The organism is Paraburkholderia kirstenboschensis, from assembly GCF_904848585.1.
GTDB classification, from domain to species: domain Bacteria; phylum Pseudomonadota; class Gammaproteobacteria; order Burkholderiales; family Burkholderiaceae; genus Paraburkholderia; species Paraburkholderia kirstenboschensis.
In genome coordinates, this window is the sequence record NZ_CAJHCR010000004.1 from 461411 (window position 1) to 488065 (window position 26655).

24 protein-coding genes are annotated in these 26655 nt (G+C 63.6%); 19 read left to right on the plus strand and 5 right to left on the minus strand.

Features of this window, described 5'->3' with window-relative positions:
• Positions 1 to 101: 101 nt before the first annotated feature.
• A complete protein-coding gene (locus JMY24_RS14780) occupies positions 102 to 1640 on the plus strand; it encodes an amidase (RefSeq protein ID WP_201702351.1) in 1539 nt (512 codons plus the stop codon).
• A 139-nt stretch (positions 1641 to 1779) separates the two neighbouring features.
• On the opposite strand, the gene JMY24_RS14785 is transcribed toward JMY24_RS14780, so the two are convergent.
• The 3 genes from JMY24_RS14785 to JMY24_RS14795 all read right to left on the minus strand — a co-directional run bounded on the left by JMY24_RS14785 (position 1780) and on the right by JMY24_RS14795 (position 4564).
• Positions 1780 to 2091, minus strand: a complete 312-nt coding sequence (locus JMY24_RS14785) for a high-potential iron-sulfur protein (RefSeq protein WP_128586217.1) — start codon at positions 2089 to 2091, stop codon at positions 1780 to 1782.
• Between the two features lie 155 nt (positions 2092 to 2246).
• Entirely contained in the window at positions 2247 to 3353 is a 1107-nt protein-coding gene (locus JMY24_RS14790; RefSeq protein WP_128594075.1) for an NAD(P)/FAD-dependent oxidoreductase, read from the minus strand.
• 233 nt (positions 3354 to 3586) lie between these two features.
• Positions 3587 to 4564, minus strand: a complete 978-nt coding sequence (locus tag JMY24_RS14795; RefSeq protein WP_128594074.1) for an AAA family ATPase — start codon at positions 4562 to 4564, stop codon at positions 3587 to 3589.
• Between the two features lie 291 nt (positions 4565 to 4855).
• Here JMY24_RS14795 and JMY24_RS14800 point away from each other — a divergent pair, with 291 nt between their 5' ends.
• Both JMY24_RS14800 and JMY24_RS14805 read left to right on the plus strand, forming a co-directional pair.
• Complete coding sequence (locus JMY24_RS14800; RefSeq protein ID WP_128594073.1) at positions 4856 to 5395, plus strand: hypothetical protein; 540 nt, start codon at positions 4856 to 4858, stop codon at positions 5393 to 5395.
• A 123-nt stretch (positions 5396 to 5518) separates the two neighbouring features.
• Complete coding sequence (locus JMY24_RS14805; protein WP_128586220.1) at positions 5519 to 6316, plus strand: endonuclease/exonuclease/phosphatase family protein; 798 nt, start codon at positions 5519 to 5521, stop codon at positions 6314 to 6316.
• 95 nt (positions 6317 to 6411) lie between these two features.
• Here JMY24_RS14805 and JMY24_RS14810 read toward each other — a convergent pair whose 3' ends face one another.
• Complete coding sequence (locus JMY24_RS14810) at positions 6412 to 7395, minus strand: aldose 1-epimerase (RefSeq protein ID WP_128594072.1); 984 nt, start codon at positions 7393 to 7395, stop codon at positions 6412 to 6414.
• A gap of 336 nt (positions 7396 to 7731) precedes the next feature.
• On the opposite strand from JMY24_RS14810, the gene JMY24_RS14815 reads away from it, so the two are divergent.
• From JMY24_RS14815 to JMY24_RS14835, 5 genes are all read left to right on the plus strand, one after another.
• On the plus strand, positions 7732 to 8784 hold the full coding sequence (locus JMY24_RS14815) for a LacI family DNA-binding transcriptional regulator (RefSeq protein ID WP_128586222.1): 1053 nt from the start codon (positions 7732 to 7734) through the stop codon (positions 8782 to 8784).
• A gap of 109 nt (positions 8785 to 8893) precedes the next feature.
• Entirely contained in the window at positions 8894 to 9925 is a 1032-nt protein-coding gene (locus tag JMY24_RS14820) for an ABC transporter substrate-binding protein (RefSeq protein ID WP_128594070.1), read from the plus strand.
• A gap of 192 nt (positions 9926 to 10117) precedes the next feature.
• Complete coding sequence (locus JMY24_RS14825; RefSeq protein WP_128594069.1) at positions 10118 to 11770, plus strand: sugar ABC transporter ATP-binding protein; 1653 nt, start codon at positions 10118 to 10120, stop codon at positions 11768 to 11770.
• Positions 11760 to 12833 (plus strand): ABC transporter permease, encoded by a 1074-nt coding sequence (locus tag JMY24_RS14830; RefSeq protein WP_193424926.1) that lies wholly within the window; start codon positions 11760 to 11762, stop codon positions 12831 to 12833. Before JMY24_RS14825 ends, JMY24_RS14830 begins: the two co-directional genes overlap by 11 nt.
• A gap of 19 nt (positions 12834 to 12852) precedes the next feature.
• Positions 12853 to 13818 carry an ABC transporter permease gene (locus JMY24_RS14835; protein ID WP_128594068.1) on the plus strand — a complete coding sequence of 322 codons (966 nt, stop codon included), beginning with the start codon at positions 12853 to 12855 and terminating at the stop codon, positions 13816 to 13818.
• Positions 13819 to 14000: 182 nt separating this feature from the next.
• On the opposite strand, the gene JMY24_RS14840 is transcribed toward JMY24_RS14835, so the two are convergent.
• Complete coding sequence (locus tag JMY24_RS14840; RefSeq protein ID WP_201702312.1) at positions 14001 to 14345, minus strand: hypothetical protein; 345 nt, start codon at positions 14343 to 14345, stop codon at positions 14001 to 14003.
• 65 nt (positions 14346 to 14410) lie between these two features.
• Between JMY24_RS14840 and JMY24_RS14845 the strand changes: the two genes are divergently transcribed.
• The 11 genes from JMY24_RS14845 to JMY24_RS14895 all read left to right on the plus strand — a co-directional run bounded on the left by JMY24_RS14845 (position 14411) and on the right by JMY24_RS14895 (position 26627).
• On the plus strand, positions 14411 to 15181 hold the full coding sequence (locus JMY24_RS14845; RefSeq protein WP_020067214.1) for a ferredoxin--NADP reductase: 771 nt from the start codon (positions 14411 to 14413) through the stop codon (positions 15179 to 15181).
• A gap of 419 nt (positions 15182 to 15600) precedes the next feature.
• Positions 15601 to 16458 (plus strand): sensor histidine kinase, encoded by an 858-nt coding sequence (locus JMY24_RS14850; RefSeq protein ID WP_201702314.1) that lies wholly within the window; start codon positions 15601 to 15603, stop codon positions 16456 to 16458.
• 10 nt (positions 16459 to 16468) lie between these two features.
• The gene (gene rqpR / locus JMY24_RS14855) at positions 16469 to 17125 is read left to right on the plus strand and encodes a response regulator transcription factor RqpR (protein WP_201702318.1); all 657 of its coding nucleotides are present in this window, start codon (positions 16469 to 16471) and stop codon (positions 17123 to 17125) included.
• Between the two features lie 193 nt (positions 17126 to 17318).
• Positions 17319 to 18710 (plus strand): amino acid permease, encoded by a 1392-nt coding sequence (locus JMY24_RS14860; RefSeq protein ID WP_201702319.1) that lies wholly within the window; start codon positions 17319 to 17321, stop codon positions 18708 to 18710.
• Between the two features lie 169 nt (positions 18711 to 18879).
• Positions 18880 to 19422: a (2Fe-2S)-binding protein gene (locus JMY24_RS14865; RefSeq protein ID WP_128594067.1), complete on the plus strand. Its 543-nt coding sequence runs from the start codon at positions 18880 to 18882 to the stop codon at positions 19420 to 19422.
• A 10-nt stretch (positions 19423 to 19432) separates the two neighbouring features.
• Positions 19433 to 21820, plus strand: a complete 2388-nt coding sequence (locus JMY24_RS14870) for a xanthine dehydrogenase family protein molybdopterin-binding subunit (RefSeq protein ID WP_128594066.1) — start codon at positions 19433 to 19435, stop codon at positions 21818 to 21820.
• A gap of 22 nt (positions 21821 to 21842) precedes the next feature.
• Entirely contained in the window at positions 21843 to 22640 is a 798-nt protein-coding gene (locus JMY24_RS14875) for an FAD binding domain-containing protein (RefSeq protein WP_128594065.1), read from the plus strand.
• A gap of 156 nt (positions 22641 to 22796) precedes the next feature.
• Positions 22797 to 23684 carry an AAA family ATPase gene (locus JMY24_RS14880; protein ID WP_128594064.1) on the plus strand — a complete coding sequence of 296 codons (888 nt, stop codon included), beginning with the start codon at positions 22797 to 22799 and terminating at the stop codon, positions 23682 to 23684.
• 5 nt (positions 23685 to 23689) lie between these two features.
• Positions 23690 to 25033 (plus strand): vWA domain-containing protein, encoded by a 1344-nt coding sequence (locus JMY24_RS14885; protein WP_236597405.1) that lies wholly within the window; start codon positions 23690 to 23692, stop codon positions 25031 to 25033.
• Positions 25024 to 25632: a CoxG family protein gene (locus JMY24_RS14890; RefSeq protein ID WP_201702320.1), complete on the plus strand. Its 609-nt coding sequence runs from the start codon at positions 25024 to 25026 to the stop codon at positions 25630 to 25632. The genes JMY24_RS14885 and JMY24_RS14890 overlap by 10 nt, the downstream gene beginning before the upstream one ends.
• The gene (locus tag JMY24_RS14895) at positions 25605 to 26627 is read left to right on the plus strand and encodes an XdhC family protein (RefSeq protein WP_128594063.1); all 1023 of its coding nucleotides are present in this window, start codon (positions 25605 to 25607) and stop codon (positions 26625 to 26627) included. Before JMY24_RS14890 ends, JMY24_RS14895 begins: the two co-directional genes overlap by 28 nt.
• Positions 26628 to 26655: the final 28 nt, after the last annotated feature.

A 26655-nucleotide genomic window follows, 5' to 3' on the forward strand; every position in this document is an offset into this window, starting at 1 on the left:
CGCCCACGAGCGGCTGGAAGATCGCGGCGTTCTGTTCGCCGCAGCCGCTGGCGCACATGAACATCCGCCATTCAACATTCGGCAGCGAGGGCTCCTCCGTCGTGCTATCAGACTATCTTGCCCATGACGCCATCGGCCTGGCCGAACTCGTGCGAACTCGAGAAGCGAGCGCGCGCGAGTTGGTGGACACAGCGATCTCGCGCACCGAGGCGGTCAATCCGGCGATCAACGCAATCGTGCTGAAGGATTATGACGCGGCCCGCGAACGCGCATCGCGTTACGACGCAAGCATGACGAACGGAGCGAATCCCGCAGACGCCGGCAGCCCAGGAACGACGCCGACCGCGCAGACCGCGCTCGCCGGCGTGCCGTATCTGATCAAGGATCTCGGCGCTCCGGTTGCAGGATTGCGCATGACAATGGGTAGCCGCCACTACCGTCACTTCATTCCCGGCGACGACGCACCAGTGGTCGCGCTTGCCAAGGCGGCAGGGTTGAACATCTTCGGCAAGACCAGCACTTCCGAGCTTGGCCAGATGCCTTATACGGAGCCCGAACTGTTTGGCGCATGCCGCAATCCGTGGAACCTCGACCATACGCCGGGCGGCTCCAGCGGCGGTGCGGCGGCGGCAGTAGCGGCCGGCATCGTGCCGCTTGCGCATGCGTCGGACGGCGGCGGCTCGATCCGCATTCCTGCATCGTGCTGCGGCCTCTTTGGACTGAAGCCTTCGCGCGGACGCGTGCCGCGCATGCCCGCCGCGGTCACGGCCGGCGAACTCGGCATCGATCACGGCGTATCGCGCAGCGTGCGCGACAGTGCGTTGTTGCTCGACCTTCTTGCCGGCAATGCCGACCGTCCGCTCGGCGCGCCCGGTACGTTTCTCGGCGCGAGCCGCGAGCCGTGCAAACGGCTGAACATCGCTTACGTAACCGAGCCGATGCTCGCGCCGTCCCTCTCGGCCGATGCGCGCACCGCGCTTGAGGACGCCGCGCAACTCGCGAGTTCGCTTGGCCATAACATCGAGCCGATTTCGCTCGGCATCGATTTCGCGGCCGTCAGACACGCATTTCTCACGCTATGGTCGGTCACCGCGGAAGACCTCGTGCTGAACGCCGAACGCATCACCGGGCGCAAACCGCTGCGCGAAGAGTTCGAAATCTCGACGTGGGCGATGGCGCACGTGGGCCGCAAGCTCGGTGAACGCGGCCTGCCCGCTGCGCTCGAAGAACAGCGCCGCATCACCGAACGTTTGACGGGTCTGCTGCAGCGTTACGACGTGATCTTGTGTGCGACGCTTGCGGGTGCGCCAATCAGGATCGGCGAGATGCAGCCTACTTCGGCGGAACGCATGCAAATGCGCGCGGTCAGCGCGATGCCTCTTGAACCGCTGCTAAAGAAACTACTCGCCGAAGCGGCGAATAAAGCGTTTGCGTGGGCAGGCTGCACGGAGTTGTTCAATCTGAGCGGCCAGCCGGCCATGTCGATACCGCTTTACTGGAATGCACGCGGACTCCCGGTCGGTGTGCAGTTCGCCGCGCGCGACGGTGGAGAAGCGACGCTGTTGCGCCTCGCCGCCCAACTGGAAGCGGCGCGCCCGTGGTTTGACAAGCGGCCGCCGCTTATCAAAGCGCGCAGCTAGGCGACGCGTTTGCTATCTGGCTTAGGCGGGCGTCTGCCGCGCTTCGCGGCAGACGCCCGGGTGATGGCTCATTGCATGTGCGCCGCAATGTTGCAGCGCTTTTCACGCTGCAATTGAGCGCGGCCTGTCGGCTGCGCGCTCACGCCTTCTTGTTATATGCACTGCACCAACCCTTGGATGCGACCTGCTTGCCGGCGAACATCGGGCACGGCGCGTATGGGTCTGTCGCCTTGCCCTGATAGAAGCTGCAATTGCCGCAGTCCTGGCCCGGCGCGTATTTGGCGAACTTCGCCTTGTCGACCTTGCTGGCGTCTTCCTTGTAGCCGAGCGCTTGAGCGGTCGGATCGCTTTCGGCGACCTTGGGCGCGTCGGCGAACGCCTGGCGGGACAGCGCGAGCGACGAGGCAACACCGATACTGGTGATCAAAAACGTACGACGGGAAGCTTTCATGGGGACTCACTCCGTTTATATTGAACTGATCGCCGTTCTATCGACAGCGGTCCCCAAGCATAGCAATGAAGCCGCCGTGCGTGACGGCTCAAATGATAGAGATAAGCGAATCGGTACGAATTGACGCAGCGTGGCGTGAGACGCAGCGGCCCTGCTCACGCGCGCCCGCTCAACTCGCAGACGCGTTGCGCGATCGCGAGCGAAGCAGTCAGTCCCGGGGATTCGATGCCGAACAGATTGACGAGTCCGCGCACGCCATGCGCGGCAGGCCCCTGAATCACGAAGTCGGCAGCAGGTTCGCCCGGACCCGACAGCTTTGGACGGATACCTGCATAGGCGGGCTGCAACGCATTGTCGGGGAGCGCGGGCCAGTAGGCGCGGATCGCGGCGTAGAAAGATTCGGCGCGTCGCGGATCGACGTCGTAGTTGATTGCATCGACCCATTCGACGTCGGGACCAAAACGCGCCTGGCCGCCCAGGTCGATCGTCAGATGCACGCCGAGTCCCGCTTCGTTGGGCATCGGATAAATCAGCCGGCTGAACGGCGCGCGCCCCGAGATACCGAAATAGTTGCCGCGCGCGAGATAAAGCGGCGGCACGTGGCGCGCGTCGAGTCCGCGGATCTTGCGGGCCAGCGCGTTTGCGTGCAGGCCGGCGCTGTTGATCACGCAAGCCGAACTGATGGTGGTGGGCGCGTCGCCGCCCACTTTGATGATGAAGCGGCCATTACTCGCTTCGATCGCCTCCACAGGCGAGTGAAACGCGAACACCGCGCCATCGCGTTCGGCGTCGCCTTGCAACGCGAGCATCAGCTGATGACTGTCGACAATGCCCGTCTGCGGCGAGAACACCGCCGCGACACATTCGAGCGCAGGTTCCAGCGCCTGCGCCTGGTCGCCGGTAATACGCATCAGGTCGAGCACGCCGTTTTCGCGGCCCTTGTGCATGATGCTTTCCAGCTGCGGAATCTGATTATGCGACGTCGCTACAAGTAGCTTGCCGCAGCGCGAATGCGGCACGTTATGCTCGACACAGTAGTCGTAGAGCATCTCGCGCCCCCGCACGCACAGCGTTGCCTTGAGCGAGCCGCGCGGATAGTAGATGCCCGCGTGAATCACTTCGCTGTTGCGCGAACTCGTACCTACGCCGATCGCCTCAGCCGCTTCCAGCACGATCACTTCTCGCCCGCGCGCCGCCAGGGCGCGCGCCACCGCGAGCCCGACCACGCCCGCGCCGATCACGACACATTCGATTTGGTCCATGTCCCTCGACGCAGCCGACTTCGCCGCGCGCCGCCTCATTCACCAATATAGATAACGCCAGCATGCAGCCATCGAACGTCTAACACCGCTCGCTGGCGAACGCACTGCCGTTTCGCAACCGCTGCGTCGAATTGTACGACGCCGCACAGAGCTTGATGCCCTCCGCCGTTTCCGGGCGGCGGGATCTCGGGCATCAGCGCTCTGATTTGCGCGCAAGGAGCGAACATGAGCCGTCAGAAGCCGATGGGTCTGCGACGGTTGCCGTAGTCGAGCCGGATGTCGCCGCCGCCGATCTCGTCGCGCCCGTCGATCCGCGCGGCGCCGAAGCCGTTCAGAATCGCTCGACGCATTTCGCGAGGCGACGCATTCTTCAGCGCCTCCAAGGCGCCATCTCCGAGTTGTTCCGGAAAACGCAGACCCCAGTTGTGTGCGCCGCGAATTTCCGCGTAAATGGATTGCGCGATCCGGCGCGCGCCGTCGCGGTCCGGCGGCGGAATCTCATACACATTCATCCGGTTCATGATCGGCTCTGGAATCGAGCGCTCGTCGTTGGCTGTGGCGATCCAGATCACATGGCCGGCGTTGATTGGAATTTCGGCGAATTCGTCGATGAAAGTCTGTGCCGTGTCATGCTCCAGCAACGCGTACAGCGCGCCGAGCGGATCGTATTGCGAGTCGCCGGTGGCCTTGTCGATTTCGTCGACCGTGATGACAGGGTTTGCATAGCTGCCGTTCACGAGCGCGTCGAACACCTTGCCCGGCTTCGCATTTTTCCATTGTGACGACGCGCCAGAAAGAATCCACCCAGCCGTCAACGAACTCATCGCGACGTAATGGTAAGCCGTGCCGAGCAGGCGCGCTAACTGCTTCGCGAAATGTGTCTTGCCGATGCCGGGGTCGCCGAGCAGCAGGATCGGCATCAGTTCGAGCCGGTCTTCCGTCTCGAGACAGAGAGCGACCTGCTTGCGAATGTCGTCGAGCGGGTCGGCGAAGTTCGGCAGTGCGTCGATCAGATCGTCGATGGACGGCATGCGGTTCGGCTTGACGCAGAAGCGCAAATTGCCGGTTTTCAGCATCTTTTCGTAGGTTGTGCGTAGCGCATCGTTGGCACCTTCGCCGAGATCGTTCAGCGCGGTTTCGACCTGATCGAGGTCGTACACCTGACTGAACGATGCCACGGCGATTTCCTGTTTGACCATTGCTGTTGTCATTGCTCACCCCGTTCTGGCTGGCCCTGCTCGGCGGCACCCAAGACGGGCGCCGTTTCAGGTTCAGTTTAACGAGGACAGATCGGCACGCAAGCCAGCAGTCGTGCGGCTCTGCTGCTAACGGCCGGTTGTTTGAGACTCGCGCGGGAAGCGCCGTCGGGATTACCGGCCCAACAGGAAATGCATTGTTGCTGAACCCGGCCCCGTTTAACCTGTCAGAAAAGCGTTCCGCTCATCAGGCGTAAGATGGCCATCTGACTACCCTGCCGGACGCAGTCACCGGAGATTTGCTTTATGTGGAAAACCAGTATCGTGGCCGTGCTGCTTGGCACTTCGTTGCTCGCACAGGCGCAACAACGGCCGCCGCAGCCGGTCGTGCAGTGGGAGCTGCAAGTACTACGCGACGGTCAGCAGATCGACGCGTTCGAGGGCACCACCACGGTCGGCCAGGCGCGCACGGATACGCATCACAAGGTAGTTCAGCATAACGTCGGCTGCAAGGACCAGCCGGCCGGCAGCATCGACCTCGCGCGGACGCTAACGGTGTCGCCGCTGCAGGCGGACAGTAACGAGGTCACGCTGTCCATCGAGGCGCAGGAAACTTTCGAGGACCCCGCCGCGCGGCAAACCGACACCGGCTGCAAACTGCCGCCGCAGCCGCGCCAGGTGAGCGCGAGCCACCCGGGTCTGAAAGTGGCAGCGGGTCAATCGGCAAGCTGGACGATCGTCGCCAAAGATCCGACGCTGGTCTATCGCGTCCGCGCGAGCCTGACTAACGGGGCGACTGGCGCGGGAGGCACGAGTGCCGCAAGTGGCGCGAACGCCACGAACTGAGCGGCAAGCGAAGCGTTGAAAAGCGAAGGATTGAAAAGCGACGCTGAAGAGCCAACCTAACCGTAGCGCGAACAACGCACGAATAATCAAAGCCCCGAAAACAGAACACGTGGATAACGCGGCATGCGAAACCCCGAAGAATTGATCCGCGAAAGCACAGCACCCAAAGATTTTGTGGCGGTGAGCTGGAACCTTCACAAAGGGCGAACACCGCTCGGCTTTCAAGCCTGGCAGGCCATGCAGCGCTGGGTTCAGTCGACCCAGGCCGACGCCTATTTCCTCCAGGAAGCAATGGCGCGGCGCATGCCGTCGCCGGTGCTGGGGAGCAGTTTCGGCGCACCGGTTGCCGAACCGCTAAGCGATGTGTGGCATTGCCAGGCGACCGAAATCGCGCGGGCGCTCCAGCTGGAAATCGCGCTCGGACCCAACGTGTTCAAGCCGTCCTGGCGGCACGGCAATGCGATCCTGTCGCCGCATCCGCTCGATCTCGGCGGACGTTGGGATATCTCCGCGCATCGCTTCGAAAAACGCGGCTTGCTGGTCGCGCGCGCAACGTTCGGCGGACATTCGGTCACGTTGTTGTGCGCGCACCTTGCCCTCACGCGCTCGGCGCGCTTGCGTCAGATGAACTGGATCGCTCACTGGATCGCGAAGGAAGCGCCGGACGGCCCGCTCGTGCTGGCCGGCGACTTCAACGACTGGCGCAACGACTCGGTGCCGCTTTTCGGCGAACACGGGCTGCACGAAGTCGCCACACTGCTTGGCGAATCCGGCCGCACCTTCCCGGCCTTCTCGCCGGCCCTCGCGCTGGACAAGATGTTTATCCGCGGCATGAAGCCGATTGAGTGGATCCAGCCGACGCAGGAGACCGCGTGGCTCTCGGATCATCTGCCGTATATGGCGCGGTTGCGTGTCGAATGACGGCGTGTGTATCGACGTTGCGGGGGCGGTGCGCCCGCTCCTTTCTATAGCGCGGTAGCGCGTAAAACGCTCCCGCAGACTCCACGCCCAAGCGGCTAGATTCGTTTCGGCGTCCATGTCACCGTGGCCGCGAGCTCTTCGCCCGGTTGCAGCACGCAGCCGCCCACATGCTCACGCGGGCCCGACGCGTTGAAGCAATCCGTCGTGTTCGTCACCGGCTCCACGCATAGCTGCGGGTCGTTCGCGGGCGCGAAAATCACCATATGGTCGAACGGCGCCTCGGCGGTCATCGTCAATTGACGGCGTTCGTCGGGCCATGCAATCGTCGCCTCGCGTGCCCAGTTTGCGAAGTTGTTGTCCAGATCGAAAGCATCCGGAGAGAGACCGTCGCCGCGCAACGCATCGACAGCCGGATGCTCGCCGAGATGCGTCGGCAGCACGTGAGCGTCGGCGTGCCACATCGCCTTTACATCGGCGTAGATCCGCGTTTGCCGCGTGCGCGGATAGTACGGATGATGTCCCATGCCGAAAGGCATCGCCCGCCCGGCCAGGTTTTGCGCGGACAGCGTGATGCGCAACGCCTGATCGGTGAGCTCGATGCGCTGCCGCGCGCAATAGCGGAACGGCCAATCGCCGGCAATGCGCGAATCGGGTTCGTGCTCGAAATGCAGGTCCACCGAGCTTTGCATCAGCGCGGCTACTTGCCACGGACGTCGCCACGCATTGCCATGCAGCGCGTGCGCGAAGCGCGGGTCGTTACCGCTGAGATCGACTGTGGCGCCATCGAATCCGAAGCGCGCATCGCGAATCCGGTTGCAATATGGAAAGAGCGGAAAGCTCGCCATGCGCAACGGGTCCTGCTCAGCGAATGCGGCATGCGAAGCGGGCCGCAGCCAGTGCATAGGACCGTTCGGCGTGCTCTCGTAGAAAGCAGCCAGCGCGCCGCCAATGGCAGGCGCGATTACGAGCCGTAGCGTGCCGGCCGTCAGCGTGACAAGCTGCGACGCGATGGAAGGATCGTCGAGCCAGGCAAGATCGGTTGCAGCGGGCTGCTTAGGATTGGCGGAAACGTCGGGCATGGTGAGAGAGAAAACGTGGCATCGCGCGAAGACGGCGACAACGCGGACGCTGTTAGCGTCGATGTACCGCACACTCTGCGCGGTCCGTGCGGATCGTAAGGTCCGCGCGTCGCAGAATCGCACGCCAGGGCGTGTCGGTCAATATTATTAGTAATAATCAGGTCTGCGTGGCTGCACGATGTCCTACGGCCTGCGCCTCGTGTGACGGGTTAGCGCGCGTTGCCGCGCGCATATTATTAGTGGTACCGTCAGCACAGAATGTTCAGCATGTCTTCGCTTTAGCGCCGCTGCAGCGCGGCCCGCACAATGAAAAAATCGACTCAACGCCGTCCCACCATGACCGACATCGCCAAATTCACCGGCGTGTCGCAATCGACTGTCTCCCTGGTGCTCAACAACGCGACCGGCGCGAAGTTTTCCGAGAACACCCGCAAGAAGATTCTCAAGGCCGCGCACGACCTCGGCTACCGGCTTTCGCCGCGCGCGCCGGTCGCGGCATCGAGCGACGAACGCAATCTGATCGTCTATCTCGCCGATGAAATCTCGACGAGCCCGCATCCGGTCGTCAATGTGGACGGCGCCCGCGACGCGGCCTACGCGAGCGGCAAGATGCTGGCGGTCTATTCGACGCACGGCAACGCCGACATCGAAAAGCAGGTTCTCGACACAACGTTGTCGAACCCGCACGTGCTCGGCGTAATTTATGCGACCGTCTATACGCGCAAGGTGACGCCGCCAGCCGCGCTCTCCCGCGTGCCGACCGTGCTTCTGAACTGCTACACGGGCGACAGTGGTTTTTCATCCGTGGTGCCCGCCGAAGTCGCGGGCGGTCATCTGGCCACCGAGTACCTGCTGCAAGCCGGGCATCGGCGGATCGGCTATATCAACGGCGAGCCATGGCAGGATGCGTCGAAAGACCGGCTCAAGGGTTATCGCACCGCGCTGGCAACGGCCGATCTGCCCTATGCGCCCGAACTCGTGCGCGACGGCGACTGGAGCTCCGGACTCGGCTTCGAACTGACGCTTTCGCTGATGCGCGAGCCCAATCCGCCATCAGCGATTTTCTGCGCAAACGACCTGACCGCGATCGGCGCAATCGAAGCGCTGAAGCAGCTCGGCCTGCGGGTTCCCGAAGACGTCTCCGTGCTCGGTTACGACGACCAGGAGATCGCGCGCCATACGCATCCGCCGCTGTCCACGGTGGTGCTGCCGAACTACGAACTCGGACGTTGGGCTGTCGAAACCCTGCTTCAGGAAGAACACAACCGGGCGGCCGGTGCGCCGGTGCGGCATCGTGTGGTGAAGCTCGACGGACCGTTGGTCGAACGTGCGTCAGTGCGGGTAATTACCGAGGCGAAAAAGCCCATGACTAATATTATTAGTGATTGACCGATAATAATTCGCGATGAAATAATCGACAGGCCCGGTCGTGGCGAAGTTGTCGGGCGGCAGGAAAATCAAAAAGCAAAATACACCTCACCAGGTACTGGAGGAAGACATGGCGTTGCTAAACAAAGAGGCGCGCAGAAATGCGCGCACGCAGAAGATTCGTCCGCTGGCGGGTTCGCTGCTGGCTCTGGCAGTCGGTCTCGGCGCGGGTCTTGGTGCGATCGCGGCGCACGCGGACGACGCGCTGCCCAAACTGCCCGGCAAGACTCCACTCAAGGTCGGCTTCGCGCAGACCGAAAGCAATAACCCGTGGCGCCTCGCGGAAACACGCAGCTTCAAGGAAGTGGCCGCGAAATGCGGCTGGCAGCTCGTGATGACCGACGCCAACGGCTCCAACTCCAAGCAGGTGTCCGACATTCAGAGCATGATCGCGCAGCACGTCGATCTGCTGGTGTTCCCGCCGCGTGAAGAAAAGCCGCTTGCACCCGTGGTGCTGCAGGCGAAGAAGGCCGGCATTCCGGTGATTCTGGTCGACCGTAACGTCGATCAGTCGGTGGCGGTTGCGGGCCGCGACTACATCACGTTTATCGGCTCCGACTTCATCGATCAGGGTCATCGCGCCGCAGACTGGCTCATCAAGGCAACGGGCGGCAAGGCGAAGATCATCGAGCTCGAAGGCACTACCGGCGCGTCCGCAGCGAACGATCGCAAGAAGGGCTTCGACGAAATCATTGCAAAGAATCCGGGCATGACGATCATCGCGTCGCAAAGCGGCGACTTCGCTCGCGACAAGGGCCGTCAAGTGATGGAAACGTTGCTGCAGGCCCATCCGGACGTCACCGCCGTCTACGCGCACAACGACGAGATGGCGCTCGGCGCGATCGCCGCAATCAAGGCGGCGGGCAAGCAGCCGGGCAAAGACATCCAGATCGTCACAATCGACGGCACCAAGGGCGGACTCGATGCAATCGCCGCCGGCGAACTGGGTGCGAGCGTGCAGTCGAGCCCGTTCTTCGGGCCGCTCGCCTGCGACGTCGCACAGCGTTACGCGAAGGGTGAAAAGATCCCGACCTGGGTCAAGGTGTCGGACCGTTTCTACGACAAGAGCAACGTGCAGCAGAGCATGCAATACGGCTATTGACGGTATTGCTGGCGAAGCTCGGCAACCAGGCAGCAAGAAGTCTCCGCCTTGAAACAGTCTCCTCTGCAAGCGGATGACGGAAGGGTTCGAAGCGACGCGCCCGTGAACCACGGACCGTCGCTTCGCTTTTATGCAGCGTAAGATGGTCAGGCGCAAAACGTCGACCGCTGTACGCGCATCAGGAGGACACCTGTGACGCAATCCGGCACGCACACGCCACACTCCCCGCAGCCTTCGCAGTCTCCAGCTACGCGTCCGCTATTACTCGAGATGCGGGACATCGGCATCAGCTTTGGCGGCGTGCCCGCGTTGCGCGGCGCGAATCTCAGCGTCGCGGCGGGCGAAGTGCATGCGCTAATCGGCCAGAACGGCGCAGGCAAATCAACCATGATCAAGATCCTGACCGGCGCCTATCGGCGCGGCTCGGGCAGCGTGCGCTTCGAGGGTCGCGAAGTCGATTTCCGCACACCGAAGCAGGCGCGCGAAGCCGGCATCAGCACGATCTATCAGGAGATCAACTTGGTGCCGTTCCGCTCGGTGGCCGAGAACATTTTTCTTGGCCGCGAGCCCCGCCGCTTCGGTCTGATCGATTGGCGCACGGTGCAGCATCGCGCCGCCGCACTGCTCGACTCGTTTGGCCTGCATATCGATGTGAAGAAACCGGTGGGCCGCTATTCGACCGCGATCCAGCAGATGGTGGCGCTCGCGCGCGCCGTTTCCTCCGACGCGAAGATGGTGATCATGGACGAATCCACTTCGTCGCTCGACGAACGCGAAGTGGAGTTGCTGTTCACCGTGGTCCGCAAGCTGCGCGACGACGGGCGCGCGGTGATATTCGTGTCGCATCGGCTGGACGAACTGTATGCGCTGTGCGACCGCGTCACTGTGATGCGCGACGGCCAGACGGTCGCGCAAAGCACGATGGCTGAGATGGACAAACTGCAACTCGTGACAACGATGCTCGGCCGTACGCTCGCTGCCGTCGTCCACGACGATCCCGCGGCACGCGAAGCGAATCTCGCACGACGCGGCAAGCAGGCCATCGCCGCGCGCGATCTCGGCGCGCATCCGAAAGTGAGCGACGTCTCGCTCGAAGTCCATGCGGGCGAAGCCGTGGGTCTGGCGGGCCTGCTCGGTTCAGGGCGTACTGAAACCATGCGGCTGATGTTCGGCGCGGATCCGCTGGAACGCGGGTCGGTCTCGATCGACGGTGCAACGGTGACGCTGAAATCGCCGCAAGACGCGATCGCGCGCGGTCTCGCTTATCTAACCGAAGACCGCAAGGCCGAAGGCATCGTTCCGGAACTATCGGTGCGCGACAACCTCACGCTCGTCTGTCTGCGCACGCTGACGAGAAACGGCATCGTCGATGTGAAGAAGCAGCAGGCGATTGTCGACCGCTTCATTGCTTCGCTCGGCATCAAGCTGCGTTCCGCCGATCAACCGATCCGCGAACTCTCGGGCGGCAATCAACAGAAGGTGCTGCTTGCGCGTTGGCTCGCCGCCGAACCATCGCTTCTGCTGCTCGACGAACCGACGCGCGGCATCGACGTGGGTGCGAAGGCGGACGTCGCGAAGATCGTGCGCGAATTGCGCGACGCGGGCCTCGCCGTGCTCATGTCCGCTTCGGAGCTGGAAGAGCTGACGGCGGTGGCCGACCGTGCGGTCGTGATTCGCGACGGCCGGACCGTCGCGGAACTGAACGGCGCCGAGATGAGCGAGAGCGCGATCATGGACGCCATCGCCTACGGCGGCGACAGCAGTTCGCAGCTGGCCGAAGCGGCACAGACGGCGAATGCCGCACATATCGAAGACGCGCTGGAGGGCGACCGTCATGGTGTTTAAGCTGGACCAGGAGTCTTTGCAAAGCGAGCCGCAGGCCGGGCATGCCGGGCCGCAAGCCGGCAGCGAAGCTGCGCCTCAGCAGGCAAGCTCGCCGGCAAATGCGCCGCGCGCTTCCCAGGCCACCACCGTGCGCAACTGGCGGCGCCTCGCGATGCAACGAGAAGTGATCGTGCTGCTGGCGATGGTGCTGTTCAACCTGATCTTCACGCCGCATTTCTGGTCGCTACAGACGTTCAACGTGAATCTCACGCAAGTGGTGACGATCGTGATCGTCGGCATCGGCATGACGCTCGTGGTCGCGACAGGCGGCATCGACCTGTCGGTCGGCGCATCGATGGCCATCTCGGGCGCGCTCGCGCCGATGCTCTTTCTCAACATACCTGGACCCGGCGGCATCGCGCTGGCGTTTGTACTGCCGGTGCTGGCCGCGGCGTTGTGCGGTGTCTTCAACGGACTGCTGGTAACAAGGCTCGCCGTTCAACCGATTGTTGCGACGCTCGTGCTTTTCATTGCCGGACGCGGCATTGCGCAAGTCGTCACCGACGGCAGCCTGCAGGCTTTCAATACGCCGGCCTTCCAGTGGATCGCGCTTGGCAAGGTTGCGGGAGTGCCGTTCCAGGTGCTCCTCATGCTCGCGCTGGTGGTTGCATTCGCGTGGGTCGTGCGTAAGACACTGTTCGGCCAGTATCTGCTGATCACCGGCGGCAACGAGAAGGCGGCTTATCTGTCGGGCGTGCCGACGGCGAGCGTCAAGCTGATCGCCTATACGCTGTGTGCGGCGCTGGCGGGACTCGCCGGGCTGATTTCGATCTCCGTCAATTCTTCTTCGGATGCGAACGTGGTCGGGCTCGGCATCGAACTCGATGCAATCGCCGCGGTCGCGGTGGGCGGCACGGCGCTGACCGGCGGCAAGGCGTTTATCGGCGGCACGCTGGTCGGCGCGCTAATCATCCAGTTGCTGCGCTACACGTTGCTCGCGCACGGCATTCCCGATGCGGCCGCGCTGGTGGTGAAGGCCGGCATTATCGTCGCCGCAGTGTACGTGCAGCGGCGCTCGCGCTAACGCCAGGGACCTCGTCGCGATGAAAAAGAATCTGCCTATCCTGCTCGCGCTGGTTGCGCTCGTCGTGCTCGGCCTCGTGCGCTACGAGCATTTCGCGTCGGCGTACAACATCACTTCCTTCTGGCGCTACAACTCGATGTTCGCGCTCATCTCGGTCGGCATGGCGTTCGTGATCATCACGGGCGGCATCGACCTGTCGGTGGGCACGGTCGCGGCCATGTCGAGCGTCGTAGCGGCAATGGCGAGCGCGCACGGAGGTTGGGTCGCCGTGGTCGCGGGGTGCGCGGCCGGGCTCGCCGCCGGCGTGCTGAATGGAGTCATCATCACGCGGCTGAAGATTCTGCCCTTCATCGTGACGCTCGCGACGAGCCTCGGCGCACACGGCGTCGCGTTGCTGCTCGGCAAGAACGATGCGGTGTCGATCGCCTCGGATTCGAATTTTGCCAACTTCGGCCAAGGCGATCTGTTCGGCTTACCGATTCCTGGGATCGTCGCCGCGTTGGTCGCCGTGGCCGGCTGGCTTGCGCTGCGCAGCACGCGCTTTGGGCGGCATTCGCTCGCCATCGGCGGAAGTGAGGAAGCCGCGCGGTTGATGGGTCTGAACGTGGACCGCACACTCGTGATGGCCTATGCGGTCAGCGGCCTGCTCGCCGGCATGGCGGGCGTGATCCTGGCCGCGCAGTTCGGCGCGGGGCAGCCGAACGAAGGCGTCGGCTGGGAGTTGTTCGCGATCTCCGCAGTCGTGCTCGGCGGCACACTGCTCACGGGCGGCGAAGGCTCGATTGCGATGACGATTGCCGGCGTGTTGCTGCTCGGCCTCGTGTTCAACCTGCTGAACTTCGAGAACGGCCTCGGGTTCATCAGCCTGTCGGCGTACTGGCAATCGGTGATTCGGGGCGTGTTTCTGCTGCTCGTCATCGTTTTGCAAGCCAGAGTGCTGAAGCAAAGGGGTAACAAGCGGATGGCGGTGCAGGCGCAGAGTTAGGCGGCGGTGGAGTGGATAGGGAGTGGCGGTGGGCCGAGCCGACGAGCCGCCGTCATCGTGCGTCGTCAGGCTGCTTTGCGCGGCTTTTTTCTGGCGCGTTTGCCTGCTTTATCGGCAGGGTCTATGCTGCGCCGCACGGCAGGTTTCGGTATCATCCCGAAAATGTTGGCCGCGCGGCGCACCTATCCGGCGCAAGCCGACAGCCAATGGCGACCGCCCTGCGCGGCTTTCGCCCATCGCCGTACCCGTGGTGAAGCGCGGCTGCAATCACGCCAGGTTTTCCCGCCGCCGATCGCAATCAGACCCGGCGCGGGCGCTTCTAAACCAGTAATCCGCTTGACGACCGTGGGCTGATAACCGTCGCTCGGACCGCTGTATCGGCGCTCGCCGCAACGCTTTTGGCCGCGCTTCTGGCGGCGCTTGTCCCCGTATTTGTCGCGCCCGATCGCCGCGCCACGGCCCACCGGCTGCGGGCGCGGTAAAATAATGGATTGCGCGCACTTCCCGTTCGCGGGTGAGCGCAGCATCGCCCTTGCCGTGCCGGCCGGCTTGAACGACTGGCCGCCTTTGTTTTCGCACTATCCAAGAAGCCATGAGCAACCTCAATTCACAAACCGTCCTGAGCGTCCATCACTGGACCGATACGCTTTTCAGCTTCACCTGCACGCGCGATCCGTCGTTCCGTTTCGAAAACGGCCAGTTCACGATGGTGGGCCTCGAAGTCGACGGCAAGCCGCTGATCCGCGCTTACAGCCTCGCAAGTGCGAACTACGAAGAACATCTCGAATTCCTGAGCATCAAGGTGCAGGACGGCCCGCTCACGTCGCGTTTGCAGCACCTGAAGGTGGGCGACCAGGTGCTGATCGGCAAGAAGCCGGTCGGCACGCTGATGGCCGACAACCTGCTGCCGGGCAAGACGCTGTGGCTGTTGTCCACGGGCACGGGCCTCGCGCCGTTCATGTCGATCATCAAAGATCCGGACATTTACGACCGTTACGAGCGCGTGGTCCTCACGCACACGTGCCGTTTCGTCGACGAACTGGCGTACAAGGAATACATCACCGACCACCTGCCGGCGCACGAGCACCTCGGCGAACTGGTGCAGGAAAAGCTGCTGTATTACCCCACCGTCACGCGTGAGCCGTTCCAGAACCGCGGCCGTATCACCGAACTGATCGAAACCGAAAAACTGTTCGCCGACCTCGGCGTGCCGGGCTTCTCACTAGAAGACGACCGTGTGATGCTCTGCGGCAGCCCGCACATGCTGCGCGACACGCGCAAACTGCTCGACGACCTCGGTTTCCAGGAGGGCAGCAACAATGCGCCGGGCCATTACGTGGTCGAAAAAGCGTTCGTCGGTTAAGCGGATTTTTCGCGGCCCATGCCGCAAATCAAGAAAAAGGAGCCTTCTGGCTCCTTTTTTTTCGCAGTTACAATTCGACGTAACAGATTTGACGTTAGACGTCGGAATTCTTCCTACAAAACGCTGATCAAAGACGTCGACCATTGCGCTAGATATCCGCTCTAACCCTTTGTGGGCCTGTATTTTTCCCATTTTTGAGATATGATCGCGGCGCACTGTCGGTTGATTTTGTGGTGGCACGTGGTACGCCCGGCTTGTTACTGAATGTAAATTTCGTTACGTTGCCGGTAGTGAATTTGCCTGTCCGGCTTCTCTGATACGGCCCGTCAGCGATGGCCTGAGACCTTATGCGTTCTTTCGTTTTTGCGGCGCCGATGCGCCACTCTTTCGTTGTCCGCGCCGCTTCCTGAGAGAAAGTCATGGATACGTCGACTGTCGTCCGATTAGCCGCTCATTCGTCAACCCCGTTGCTGCGCGACGGTTTCGGCGAGAGCGGCCTGACCGCTGAGTCGGCTGAGCGCGAACTGGCGCGGTTGCGCGCACGGGTGCGCGAACTTTCCACCGAACTCGTCAGGGCCCAGGAAGCGGCTTGCCGCCACGTTGCTCGCGAGCTGCACGACGGCGTGGGCGCCGAGTTGACCGCAACGCGCTTTGCACTTGCCGGCGTTGAAACGTGGTTACCCGCCGACGCTCCCGCACAATGCTCGGCCGCGCTCGCCGTCGCGAACCGCTCGCTCGACGCCGTCTGCACCGCAACGCGTCAAGCCGTGGCGGAGCTGCACGCGCCGGCGCTCGAAGCGGGCATCGTCGGCGCGCTCGCGCAATGGACCGGCGACTTCGCCGCCCGCACGCAGTTGCGCACGAGTTTCGTCTGCGCGGCCGACGTACGCCTCACGCGGCTACCCGCCGACGCGGCGCTGGCCGTGTTCCGCGTCGCGCAGGAGGCGCTGAACAACGTCGCCAAACATGCACGCGCGCAATCCGCCGACGTCCGCATCGAGACAAGCCGCCGCCATCTCACTCTGATCGTCTGCGACGACGGTATCGGCGTTTCGCGCAACGCCCAGCGGAGCAATGGCCATTTCGGCTTGAGCGGAATGAAGGCGCGCTGCGCCGCCTTCGACGGCACGCTGCGCGTGACTGCACGGCGCGGCCAGAACGATAGCCCGCGCGGTGACAGCAGCGACGGCTCGCGCGGCACGCGCGTGCGTGCGCGCTTCGCGTGGGACGCGATGCTCGCCGACGGGCACGCCGGACTGCGCGCGGTGCAATCGTGAGCGAGCCGTCATGAGCCTGCGCATCCTGCTCGCCGACGATCACGCCGTGGTCCGCCAGGGTGTGCGTCAATTGCTGCTCGACCGCGGCGTGGCGCGCGAGGTCAGCGAGGCGCAAACCGGCGCGGAAGCGCTCGACGCCGTCGCCAGCCAGAGCTACGACGTCGTGTTGCTCGACATTTCGCTGCCGGACATGAACGGCGTGGAAGTACTCAAGCGCCTGAAGCGCAAGGCGCCGCGCGTGGCGGTGCTGATGTTCTCGATGTACCGCGAGGATCAGTACGCGGTGCGGGCGCTGAAGGCCGGCGCGGCGGGCTATCTGTCGAAGACCGTCGACGCCGCGCAGATGATCGGCGCGATCCAGCAGGTCGCCGCGGGCCGCAAGTACGTGAGCCCGGCGATGGCGGAGGCGCTAGCCGATTACGTCTCTTTCGACGGCGAACAGTTGCCGCACGAAAAGCTCTCCGACCGTGAATACCAGACGCTGTGTATGCTCGCTTCGGGCAAGCGGCTGACCGACATCGCCGAAGCACTGTCGTTGTCGGTGAAAACGGTGAGCGTGTATCGCACCCGTCTGCTCGAGAAGATGAAGCTGCGCAACAACGCGGAACTCACTTTCTACGTGATGAGCAATCGCCTCATCGACCTGAATCCGGCGATGGCGGGCTGAACTCCGGTCTGCTATCGCTCTTGCCGCTTCGTTATCGCTTCGCCGCCACCGCGCGACGTTAGGCAATTGAACACCGGCAAGACCAGTTCAACAGCGCGTCCCAAAAAGGTGCATACGGCGCGCATCCGCTAAAATTGCGGGTTTCCCCGACATTCGGCGCGCGACACGCGTGCACTACTGGAGACCCCCGCCAATGTCCCTCTTTCGCAAGAAGAGCGTCGAGCACATGATCGCGACGAGCGCTCAGAATGCCGGCCTGAAAAAAGCGCTCGGCGCGCTCGACCTGACGTTTCTCGGCGTCGGCGCCATCATCGGCACCGGCATTTTTGTGCTCACGGGCACGGGCGCGGTGCAGGCCGGCCCTGCGCTGATGGTCTCGTTTCTGATCGCCGCAGTGGCATGCGGCTTTGCCGCGCTGGCCTATGCCGAGTTCGCGTCGACGATTCCGGTCGCGGGCTCCATCTACACCTATTCGTACGCGACGCTCGGCGAACTGGCCGCGTGGATCATCGGCTGGGACTTGATGCTCGAATATGGGCTCGCGACCTCGGCCGTGTCCGTGGGCTGGTCGGGGTATCTGCAATCGCTGCTGTCGGGCTTTGGCGTTTCGCTGCCGGTCGCGCTTACGGCGGCGCCGGGCGCGCTGCCTGGCCACGAAACCCTCTTCAATCTGCCCGCGTTCCTCGTGATGATGGCGATCACCGCGCTGTTGTCGGTGGGCGTGCGCGAATCCGCGCGCATCAACAACATCATGGTCGCGATCAAGGTGGTCGTGGTGCTGCTGGTGATCGCCGTGGGTGTGTTTCACGTGACGCCGGCCAACTGGCATCCGTTCATGCCGAACGGCTGGAACGGCGTATTCGGCGCGGCCGCGGTGATGTTCTTCGCGTTCATCGGCTTCGACTCGGTGTCGTCCGCCGCCGAAGAGGTGAAAAACCCGAAGCGCGATCTGCCCATCGGCATCATTGCGTCGCTCGGCGTGTGCGCAGTGTTGTACGTGGCGGTCGCGGCGGTCGTGACCGGCATCGTGCCGTCGGCGCAGTTCGCGAACATTTCACATCCGGTGTCGTACGCGTTGCAGGTGGCGGGTCAGAAGTGGGTGGCGGGCTTCATCGACCTTGGCGCGGTACTGGGCATGCTCACCGTGATCCTCGTGATGGCTTACGGCCAGACCCGGGTGATCTTCGCGATGTCACGCGACGGCTTGCTGCCGGCGCGGCTTTCGCGCGTGCATCCGCGCTTTGCGACGCCGTTCTTCACCACATGGCTCGTCGGCATTTTCTTCGGGCTGATTGGGGCTCTGGTGCCGCTGAACGTGCTGGCTGAACTGATCAACATCGGCACGCTGGCAGCGTTCTCGATGGTGTCGATTGCGGTTCTCGTCTTGCGCAAGACGCATCCTGAATTGCCGCGGGCGTTCCGGTGCCCTGGTGTGCCGGTGGTGCCGGTGCTCGCAGTCGCGTCGTGTCTGTTTTTGATGGCGAATCTGCAAGCGGTGACGTGGGTCGCTTTTGTAGTGTGGCTTCTGATTGGGATGGTGATTTATTTCGGGTACTCGCGTCGCCGGTCGCATTTGGCCAGGTAGCGGTTCATTACCGAGGGCGGGCAAAAAACCCCTCATAGCGCGCCCGCCCGATTTGTGCTTTACTTTTCGGCAGACTCATAAAAACCGCAGCACCCTAATCGGGCCCACGAAGGCAGGCTGAAGGCAAAAACAAAACGGTCCGGTTTCACCCCATAAGGAGACGAACTTCATGGCGATCAGCATCAGTCTGACGGTGAACGGCGCGCCCATCAGCGCTTCAGTCGAGCCCGGCACCCTGCTTGTCCAGTTCCTTCGCGATCAGCTCCGGCTCACCGGCACGCACGTCGGCTGCGATACGGCCCAATGCGGCGCATGCACCGTCCACCTCGACGGCCGCGCAATCAAATCGTGCAACATCCTCGCGGCCCAAGCGGACGGCGCGCACATCACCACCATTGAAGGCCTCGCCAAAGACGGCGCGCTGCATCCAATGCAAGCCGCCTTCAAACACTGTCACGGCTTGCAATGCGGCTTCTGTACACCCGGCATGGTGATGAGCGCTATCTCGCTCGTGCAGCGTCAGCCAGATCTCACCGGCGACGACGTCCGCGCGCAACTCGACGGCAACCTCTGCCGCTGCACTGGCTATCACAACATCGTCAAGGCAGTGCTCGAAGGCGCCGAAGGCATGAAGTCCTCTGGCACAGCGAACGCCACCGCAAATGCCGATGCGAATGCATCGGCAAACGCCAACGCAGCGGCCACCGCCTGAGGAGTCGACGATGAACGCACCCGAAACTCACAGCCTGATCGGCGCTTCCGTCGAACGTAAGGAAGACTACCGATTCCTGACCGGCAACGGTCAGTACACCGACGACATCCTGCTACCGCAGCAAACCTACGCGGTGTTTCTGCGCTCGCCGCACGCGCACGCGAAGATCAACAGCATCGACACGACCGCGGCGAAACAGTCGCCCGGCGTGGTCGCGATCTTCACCGGCGCGGACATGGCCGCGGAAAATGTCGGCGGCCTGCCGTGCGGCTGGTTGATTCACAGCACCGACGGCAAGCCGATGAACGAGCCGCCGCATCCGATCATCGCGCATACGAAAGTGCGCCATGTCGGGGATCAGGTCGCACTCGTGATCGCCGATTCGATCAAGGCCGCGAAAGATGCCGCCGAACTGATCGAAGTCGACTACGACGTGCTGCCCGCTGTGGTCGATACCGCGCATGCAGCCGACGCAGGCCAGCCGGCCGTTCACGACGAAGTGCCGGACAACGTCTGCTACAACTGGGGCCACGGCGACAAAGCCGCTACCGACGCCGCCTTCGCCAAAGCCGCACACGTCACGACGCTCGACATCGTCAACAACCGGCTCGTGCCGAACGCGATCGAGCCGCGCGCCGTCAATGCGAGCTATTCGTCGCAGGACGACAGCTACACGCTCTATGTCGCAAATCAGAATCCGCACGTCGAGCGTCTGCTAATGGCCGCTTTCGTGTTGTCATTGCCTGAGTCGAAATTGCGCGTGATCGCACCGGACGTCGGCGGTGGCTTCGGTTCGAAAATTTTCCTCTATGCGGAAGACGTCGCGCTGACGTGGGCATCGAAGAAAATTCGCCGCCCCGTGAAATGGACCGCCGAGCGCTCGGAAGCTTTCCTGTCGGACGCGCATGGTCGCGACCACGTGACGAAAGCCGAGTTGGCAATGGATGCCGACGGCAAGTTCCTCGCCATGCGCATTCACACCATCGCGAACATGGGCGCGTATCTGTCCACGTTCGCCTCCAGCGTGCCGACCATCCTGTACGCGACGCTGCTCGCAGGCCAGTACGCGACGCCCGCGATCTACGCGGAAGTGAAAGCCGTTTTCACCAACACCGTTCCCGTCGATGCGTATCGCGGCGCGGGCCGCCCCGAAGCGACCTACGTGGTAGAACGTCTGGTTGAAACGGCCGCGCGCGAGATGAAGCTCGATCCGGCGGAAATTCGCCGCCGCAATTTCATCCGCGAATTTCCTTATGCGACGCCGGTTGGCCTCACCTACGACACCGGCGACTACGAGACGATCCTCGCGCGCTCGCTCGAACTCGCCGATGTCAAAGGCTTCGAAGCGCGCAGGCAGGAATCCGAAAGGAACGGTAAGCGGCGCGGCCTCGGTTACTCGTGCTACATCGAAGCGTGCGGACTCGCGCCGTCGAATATTGCCGGCGCGTTGGGCGCTCGCGCGGGTCTCTTCGAAGTCGGGCAGATTCGCGTGCACCCGACCGGTTCGGTCACCGTGTTTACCGGCTCGCATAGTCACGGCCAGGGTCACGAAACGACCTTCGCGCAGGTGGTCGCCGACCGGCTCGGCCTTCCGCTCGAAAGCGTGGAGATCGTCCACGGCGACACCGGCCGCATTCCATTCGGCATGGGCACGTATGGCTCACGCTCGATTGCGGTGGGCGGCTCGGCGATCATGAAGGCGCTCGACAAGATCGAAACCAAGGCGAAGAAAATCGCCGCGCATCTGCTCGAAGCCGCGGCGGAAGACATCGAGTTCAAAGACGGCGTATTCCGTGTTGCGGGCACGGATCGCACCAAGGCGTTCGCCGAGATTTCGCTCGCGGCTTACGTGCCGCACAACTATCCGCTCGACGTGCTTGAACCCGGCCTCGAAGAAAGCGCGTTCTACGATCCGAGCAACTTCACGTATCCATCGGGCGCGTACATCTGCGAAGTCGAAGTCGATCCGGACACCGGCGTGTGCCAGATCCAGCAGTTCACCGCTGTGGACGACTTCGGCAACGTGATCAATCCGATGATCGTCGAAGGCCAGGTTCATGGCGGACTCGGGCAAGGCATCGGGCAAGCCATGCTCGAACGCTGCGTGTACGACAACGAAAGCGGCCAACTCCTGTCGGGCTCGTATATGGACTACGCGATGCCGCATGCGTCGGACCTGCCGGACTTCACCGTGGAAACCTCGAAGGGCACGCCGTGCACACACAACCCGCTCGGCGTAAAAGGCTGTGGCGAAGCAGGCGCGATCGGTTCGCCGCCGGCGGTGATCAACGCGATCATCGACGCGCTCGCGCCCCTGGGCGTGACCGATCTGCAAATGCCGGCAACGCCGCATCGCGTATGGTCGGCGATTCACGCCGCCAAGCAGACAGCCCATTGAGACCCTGAGCGGAGCATTCGACATGTATTCATTCGAGTATCAACGCGCGACAGATCCGCAAACGGCCGCCGCAGCCATTGCTGCAGACAGCGATGCCAAGTTTCTCGCCGGCGGTCAAAGCCTGTTGCCCACCATGCGGCTGCGTCTCGCGCAGCCATCGCAACTGATCGACGTGACGCGCATTCCCGCGCTGAAGTCGATCGCCGTCGACGCAAACACGGTCACGATCGGCGCGGCCGTCTGTCATGCGGACGTCGCCGATCACGCCGAGTTGCGGCGCGTGTCGCCGGCGCTCGCCGATCTCGCCGCGCATATCGGCGACCGCCAGGTGCGCGCGCTCGGCACGCTGGGCGGCTCGCTCGCCAACAACGATCCCGCGGCCTGCTATCCGGCTGCCGCGATGGGGTTGGACGCAACCATCGTCACGCAGCGCCGGCGCATTGCATCGAGCGATTTCTTTGTCGGCATGTACGAGACGGCGCTGGAACCGGACGAGTTGATCGTCTCCGTCGAGTTTCCGGTGCCCGAGCGTGCGGCCTACGAGAAATTCCGCAATCCCGCGTCGCATTTCGCGCTCGTCGGCGTGTTCGTCGCGAAGTTCGCAAGCGGTGTGCGCGTTGCGGTCACGGGCGCGGCGGCGTCTGTCTTTCGTGTGCCCGAGCTGGAAAGCGCGTTGTCGGCGAACTTCACGCCGGAGTCGGCGCGAGCGGTCAGCGTGCCGTCGGCGAATCTGAACGACGACATGCACGCGAGCGCAGAATATCGCGCGCATCTGATCCCCGTTCTGGCGGCGCGAGCAGTGGCGAAGGCGAACGGTTAGTCTTGCTTGCTATTGGCTGCTGACGTGTCGAGCCTTTAGCTCGCGCACGTCAGTCGCTCGCATTCGCCAAGGCATGCTGTATCGCGCAACGAACGCGCTTCACGTTTCATTCACGCTGCACTTCACAAGCAGACAGCGCGCAGATTCAGGAACGCCATGCACCCCGTTTCAATCGACGACACCCTCGCGCAACTCGCCGCTCAACGGTATTTCGCGAGCCGCGAGCTTGCGACGGCGCTGTATCTCGCGCTGCGCATGGACCGGCCGTTGTTCGTCGAGGGCGAGCCGGGCGTCGGCAAGACGGAACTTGCCAAGGCCGCAGCCGGCATGCTCGATACGTCGATGCTGCGGCTGCAATGCTATGAAGGGCTCGACACGGCGAGCGCGCTGTACGAATGGGACTATCCGCGGCAGATCATGGCCTTGCGTCTTGCCGAAGCCGCCGGCGACCGGCCCGATAACGACACGCTGTATCGCGGCGAATTCCTGCTCAAGCGCCCGTTGTTGCAAGCGCTGATGCCCGACGAAAATCATCCGGGCGCGCGGCGCGTGCTGCTGATCGACGAAATCGACCGCGCAGACGAGCCGTTCGAAGCGTTCCTGCTTGAACTGCTCTCAGACTTCCAGGTGTCGATTCCCGAATACGGCACCGTGCGCGCGGCGCAGCCGCCGCTCGTCGTAATGACGTCGAACCGCACGCGCGAAGTGCACGACGCGTTGAAGCGCCGTTGTCTCTATCAGTGGATCGGCTATCCGGAGCGGGATCGCGAGCTTGAGATCGTCGCGGCGCGCGCGCCGCAGACATCGGCGGAGTTGCAGCGGCGCGCGGTCGACTTCGTGCACCGGCTACGCGGCATGGATCTGTTCAAGGCGCCGGGCATCGCCGAAACGATCGACTGGTGCCGCGCGCTCGAAGCACTTTCGGTCACGGAACTCGACCCGCAATCGGTGCAGAACACGCTAGGTGTCCTGCTCAAGTATCAGGACGATCTGGCGCGTGTCGACGCGGATCAAATCGCCCAGTGTCTCGCCGCGCCGGGATAGCGAGCATGACGACGCCACCCTCCGTTGACGACACAGGCACAGGCAGAGGCGCAGGCACGGGCGCCGACGACGCGCCGCGCGCTCAGCGCGTGACAGCCGCCGCTGTCGATCCCGCCGCGCCACTTCCTGCCGACACGCCAACGCTCGCCCGCAACGTCGTGCATTTCGTGCGCGTGCTGCGCGGCGCGGGCCTGCCGATGTCGCCCGCACACGCCGTCGATGCGCTCGCCGCCCTGCATTGGATCGACTTGCGCCGCCGCGACGACGTGCGCGCAGCGCTAGCCGCATCGCTCGTCTCCGCGCCTGACGAGCGCGAGCTCTTCAACGCCGCGTTCGAGCTTTTCTGGCGTGATCCGGATTGGGAAGGCAAGCTGCGTGCGCTGCTTCTGCCGAAGGTGCGCGACGGCCTTCCGCCGCCCAGACGCAACAACCGTCTCGCCGACGCGCTCGCAGTCCGCGCGCCGCCCTCGCCGCATACGCCCGGCCCGCAGGAAACCGAGCAACAGGAATTGCGCGCGCACGTCACCTTCAGCGCGGAAGAGCGGCTGCGTCATCGCGATTTCGACACCCTTTCCGCCGATGAATGGCGCACGCTGCGTCATCTGATTCGCGCTCAGCGTCTTCCGCTTGCGAAGGAGCCGACGCGCCGCCTGAAGGCCGCGTCGCATGGCACGCACGCGGACCTGCGCGCGAGTGCGCGGCAAGCGGTGCGCGCGGGCGGCGACTGGACCGTGTGGAAATATCGCGCGGTGGTCGAGCGCAAGCCGCCGCTCGTCCTGATGCTCGACATCTCCGGCTCGATGAGCAGTTATTCGCGCGCGGTGCTGTATTTTTGCCACGCGCTCGTGCAGTCGCGCGAACGCTTGCAGGTTTTCCTGTTCGGCACGCGCCTCACCAACGCGACCCGCGCATTGCGTGAGCGAGATCCGGATGTGGCGATTGCCGCGCTCACCGAACAGGTTGTCGACTGGTCGGGCGGTACGAGAATCGGCGCGGCGCTCGCCGAATTCAACCGGCGCTGGGCGCGGCGCGTGCTGACCGGCCGCGCAACGGTGCTGCTCGTGACCGACGGCCTCGATCACGAAGCGATCGACGTGCTCGAGGTAGAAATGGCCCGTCTGCGCCGCTTCGCGCACCGTATCGTATGGCTTAATCCGCTGCTGCGTTTCAGCGGCTTTTCTCCGAAGGCGCGCGGCGTGCAGGCAATCCTGCCCTACGTCGACGCGCATCGTCCGGTTCATAATCTAGACAGCCTGGCAGCGTTCGGCCGCGACCTCGCGCAACTCACGCGCGCGCCGCGTCGGGACGTGGTTGCCATGTCCACCGCGGGAGCAAGTCCATGGAACTGACCGAAACTCATACGCTGCCGGTTTCGCAACAGCGTACGTGGGATGCGCTGAACGACACCGAGGTTTTGCGCGCCTGCATTCCAGGCTGCGAAAGCATCGATCCGGACGGCGAGAATGCGTACCTGGTGGCGTTGAGCGCCGCGGTCGGCCCGGTCAAGGCGCGCTTCAAAGGACGCATGCAACTGACCGATATCGACGCGCCCAACGCGTACAACATCGTGTTCGAAGGCCAGGGCGGCGCGGCTGGCTTTGCAAAGGGCAACGCGCGAGTCACGCTCGAAGCCGACGGCGAAGCTGCAACAAAGCTCAGCTACACCGCGAACGCGCAGGTCGGTGGGAAGCTCGCGCAGATCGGCTCGCGGCTCGTCGACGGCGCGGCGCGCAAGATCGCCGGCGAGTTTTTCAAGCGCTTCGGGGCACGATTCGAGGGTGAAGGCGCCAGTGCCGTCGACGATGAAAACCCTGAAGATGACGGTGGCGCTGCAGCCACCGACGCGGCGGGGCACAATACGGCATCGACCGAGGCCGCGGACGGCGAGTCCGGCGGCGATGCAACGAAGAGGAAGAAATCATGGACAGCGTGGATCTCGAAGTCCTGAAGACCAGCGCACGTTGGCTGGAAGAGGGACATCGCGCGCTACTGGTGACGGTGGTGAAAACGTGGGGCTCGTCGCCGCGCCCCGAGGGCGCCATGCTCGCGGTACGCGACGACGGACTCGTAGTCGGCTCGGTGTCGGGCGGCTGCATCGAAGACGACCTGATTGATCGCGTGCGGCAACGCGGCATCGAGCAGGCGCATCCCGAGGCGGTCAAATACGGCATCTCGGCAGAAGAGGCGCATCGCTTCGGACTGCCTTGTGGCGGCACGATCCAACTGGTGCTGGAGCCGTTGACGCCGCGAAGCGATATCGCCGAACTCTGCAATGCCGTGGAAGAAGGCCGGCTGGTGGCGCGCGAACTGAACATGAACTCGGGTGAAGCGCGGCTCGGCAAGGCGCTCGCAACAGACGGCGTGCATTTCGACGGCGAGCGTCTATTGACGATTCACGGTCCGCGTTACCGCATGCTCGTGATCGGCGCGGGACAGTTGTCGCGCTATCTGTGCAATATCGCCGTGGGTCTCGACTATCAGGTGACGGTCTGCGACCCGCGCGAGGAGTACACAGAAGAGTGGAACATCCCCGGCACGAAGATCGTGCGGACCATGCCCGACGACACCGTGCTCGACATGAAGCTCGACGAGCGCTGCGCGGTCATTGCGCTCACACACGACCCGAAGCTCGACGATCTCGCACTGATGGAAGCGCTCAAGACGCCGGCGTTCTACGTCGGCGCTTTGGGTTCGAGGCGCAATAATAAGGCGCGTCGCGAGCGGCTCAAAGAGTTCGACCTGAGCGACACGGAACTGGCCCGGTTGCATGGGCCGGTCGGCATTTATATCGGCAGCCGCACGCCGCCTGAAATCGCCGTGTCGATTCTCGCTGAAGTGACGGCGGCGAAAAACGGCGTTTCGTTGCCGACGCTGCTCAAGGTCGAAGGCGCGAAGGCAGCGCGGGAAATTGCGGCTTCCGGCGGGGAAGCCTGTAGCGCGTAGTCGTCTCGACGCTCGGGCATTCAGACAC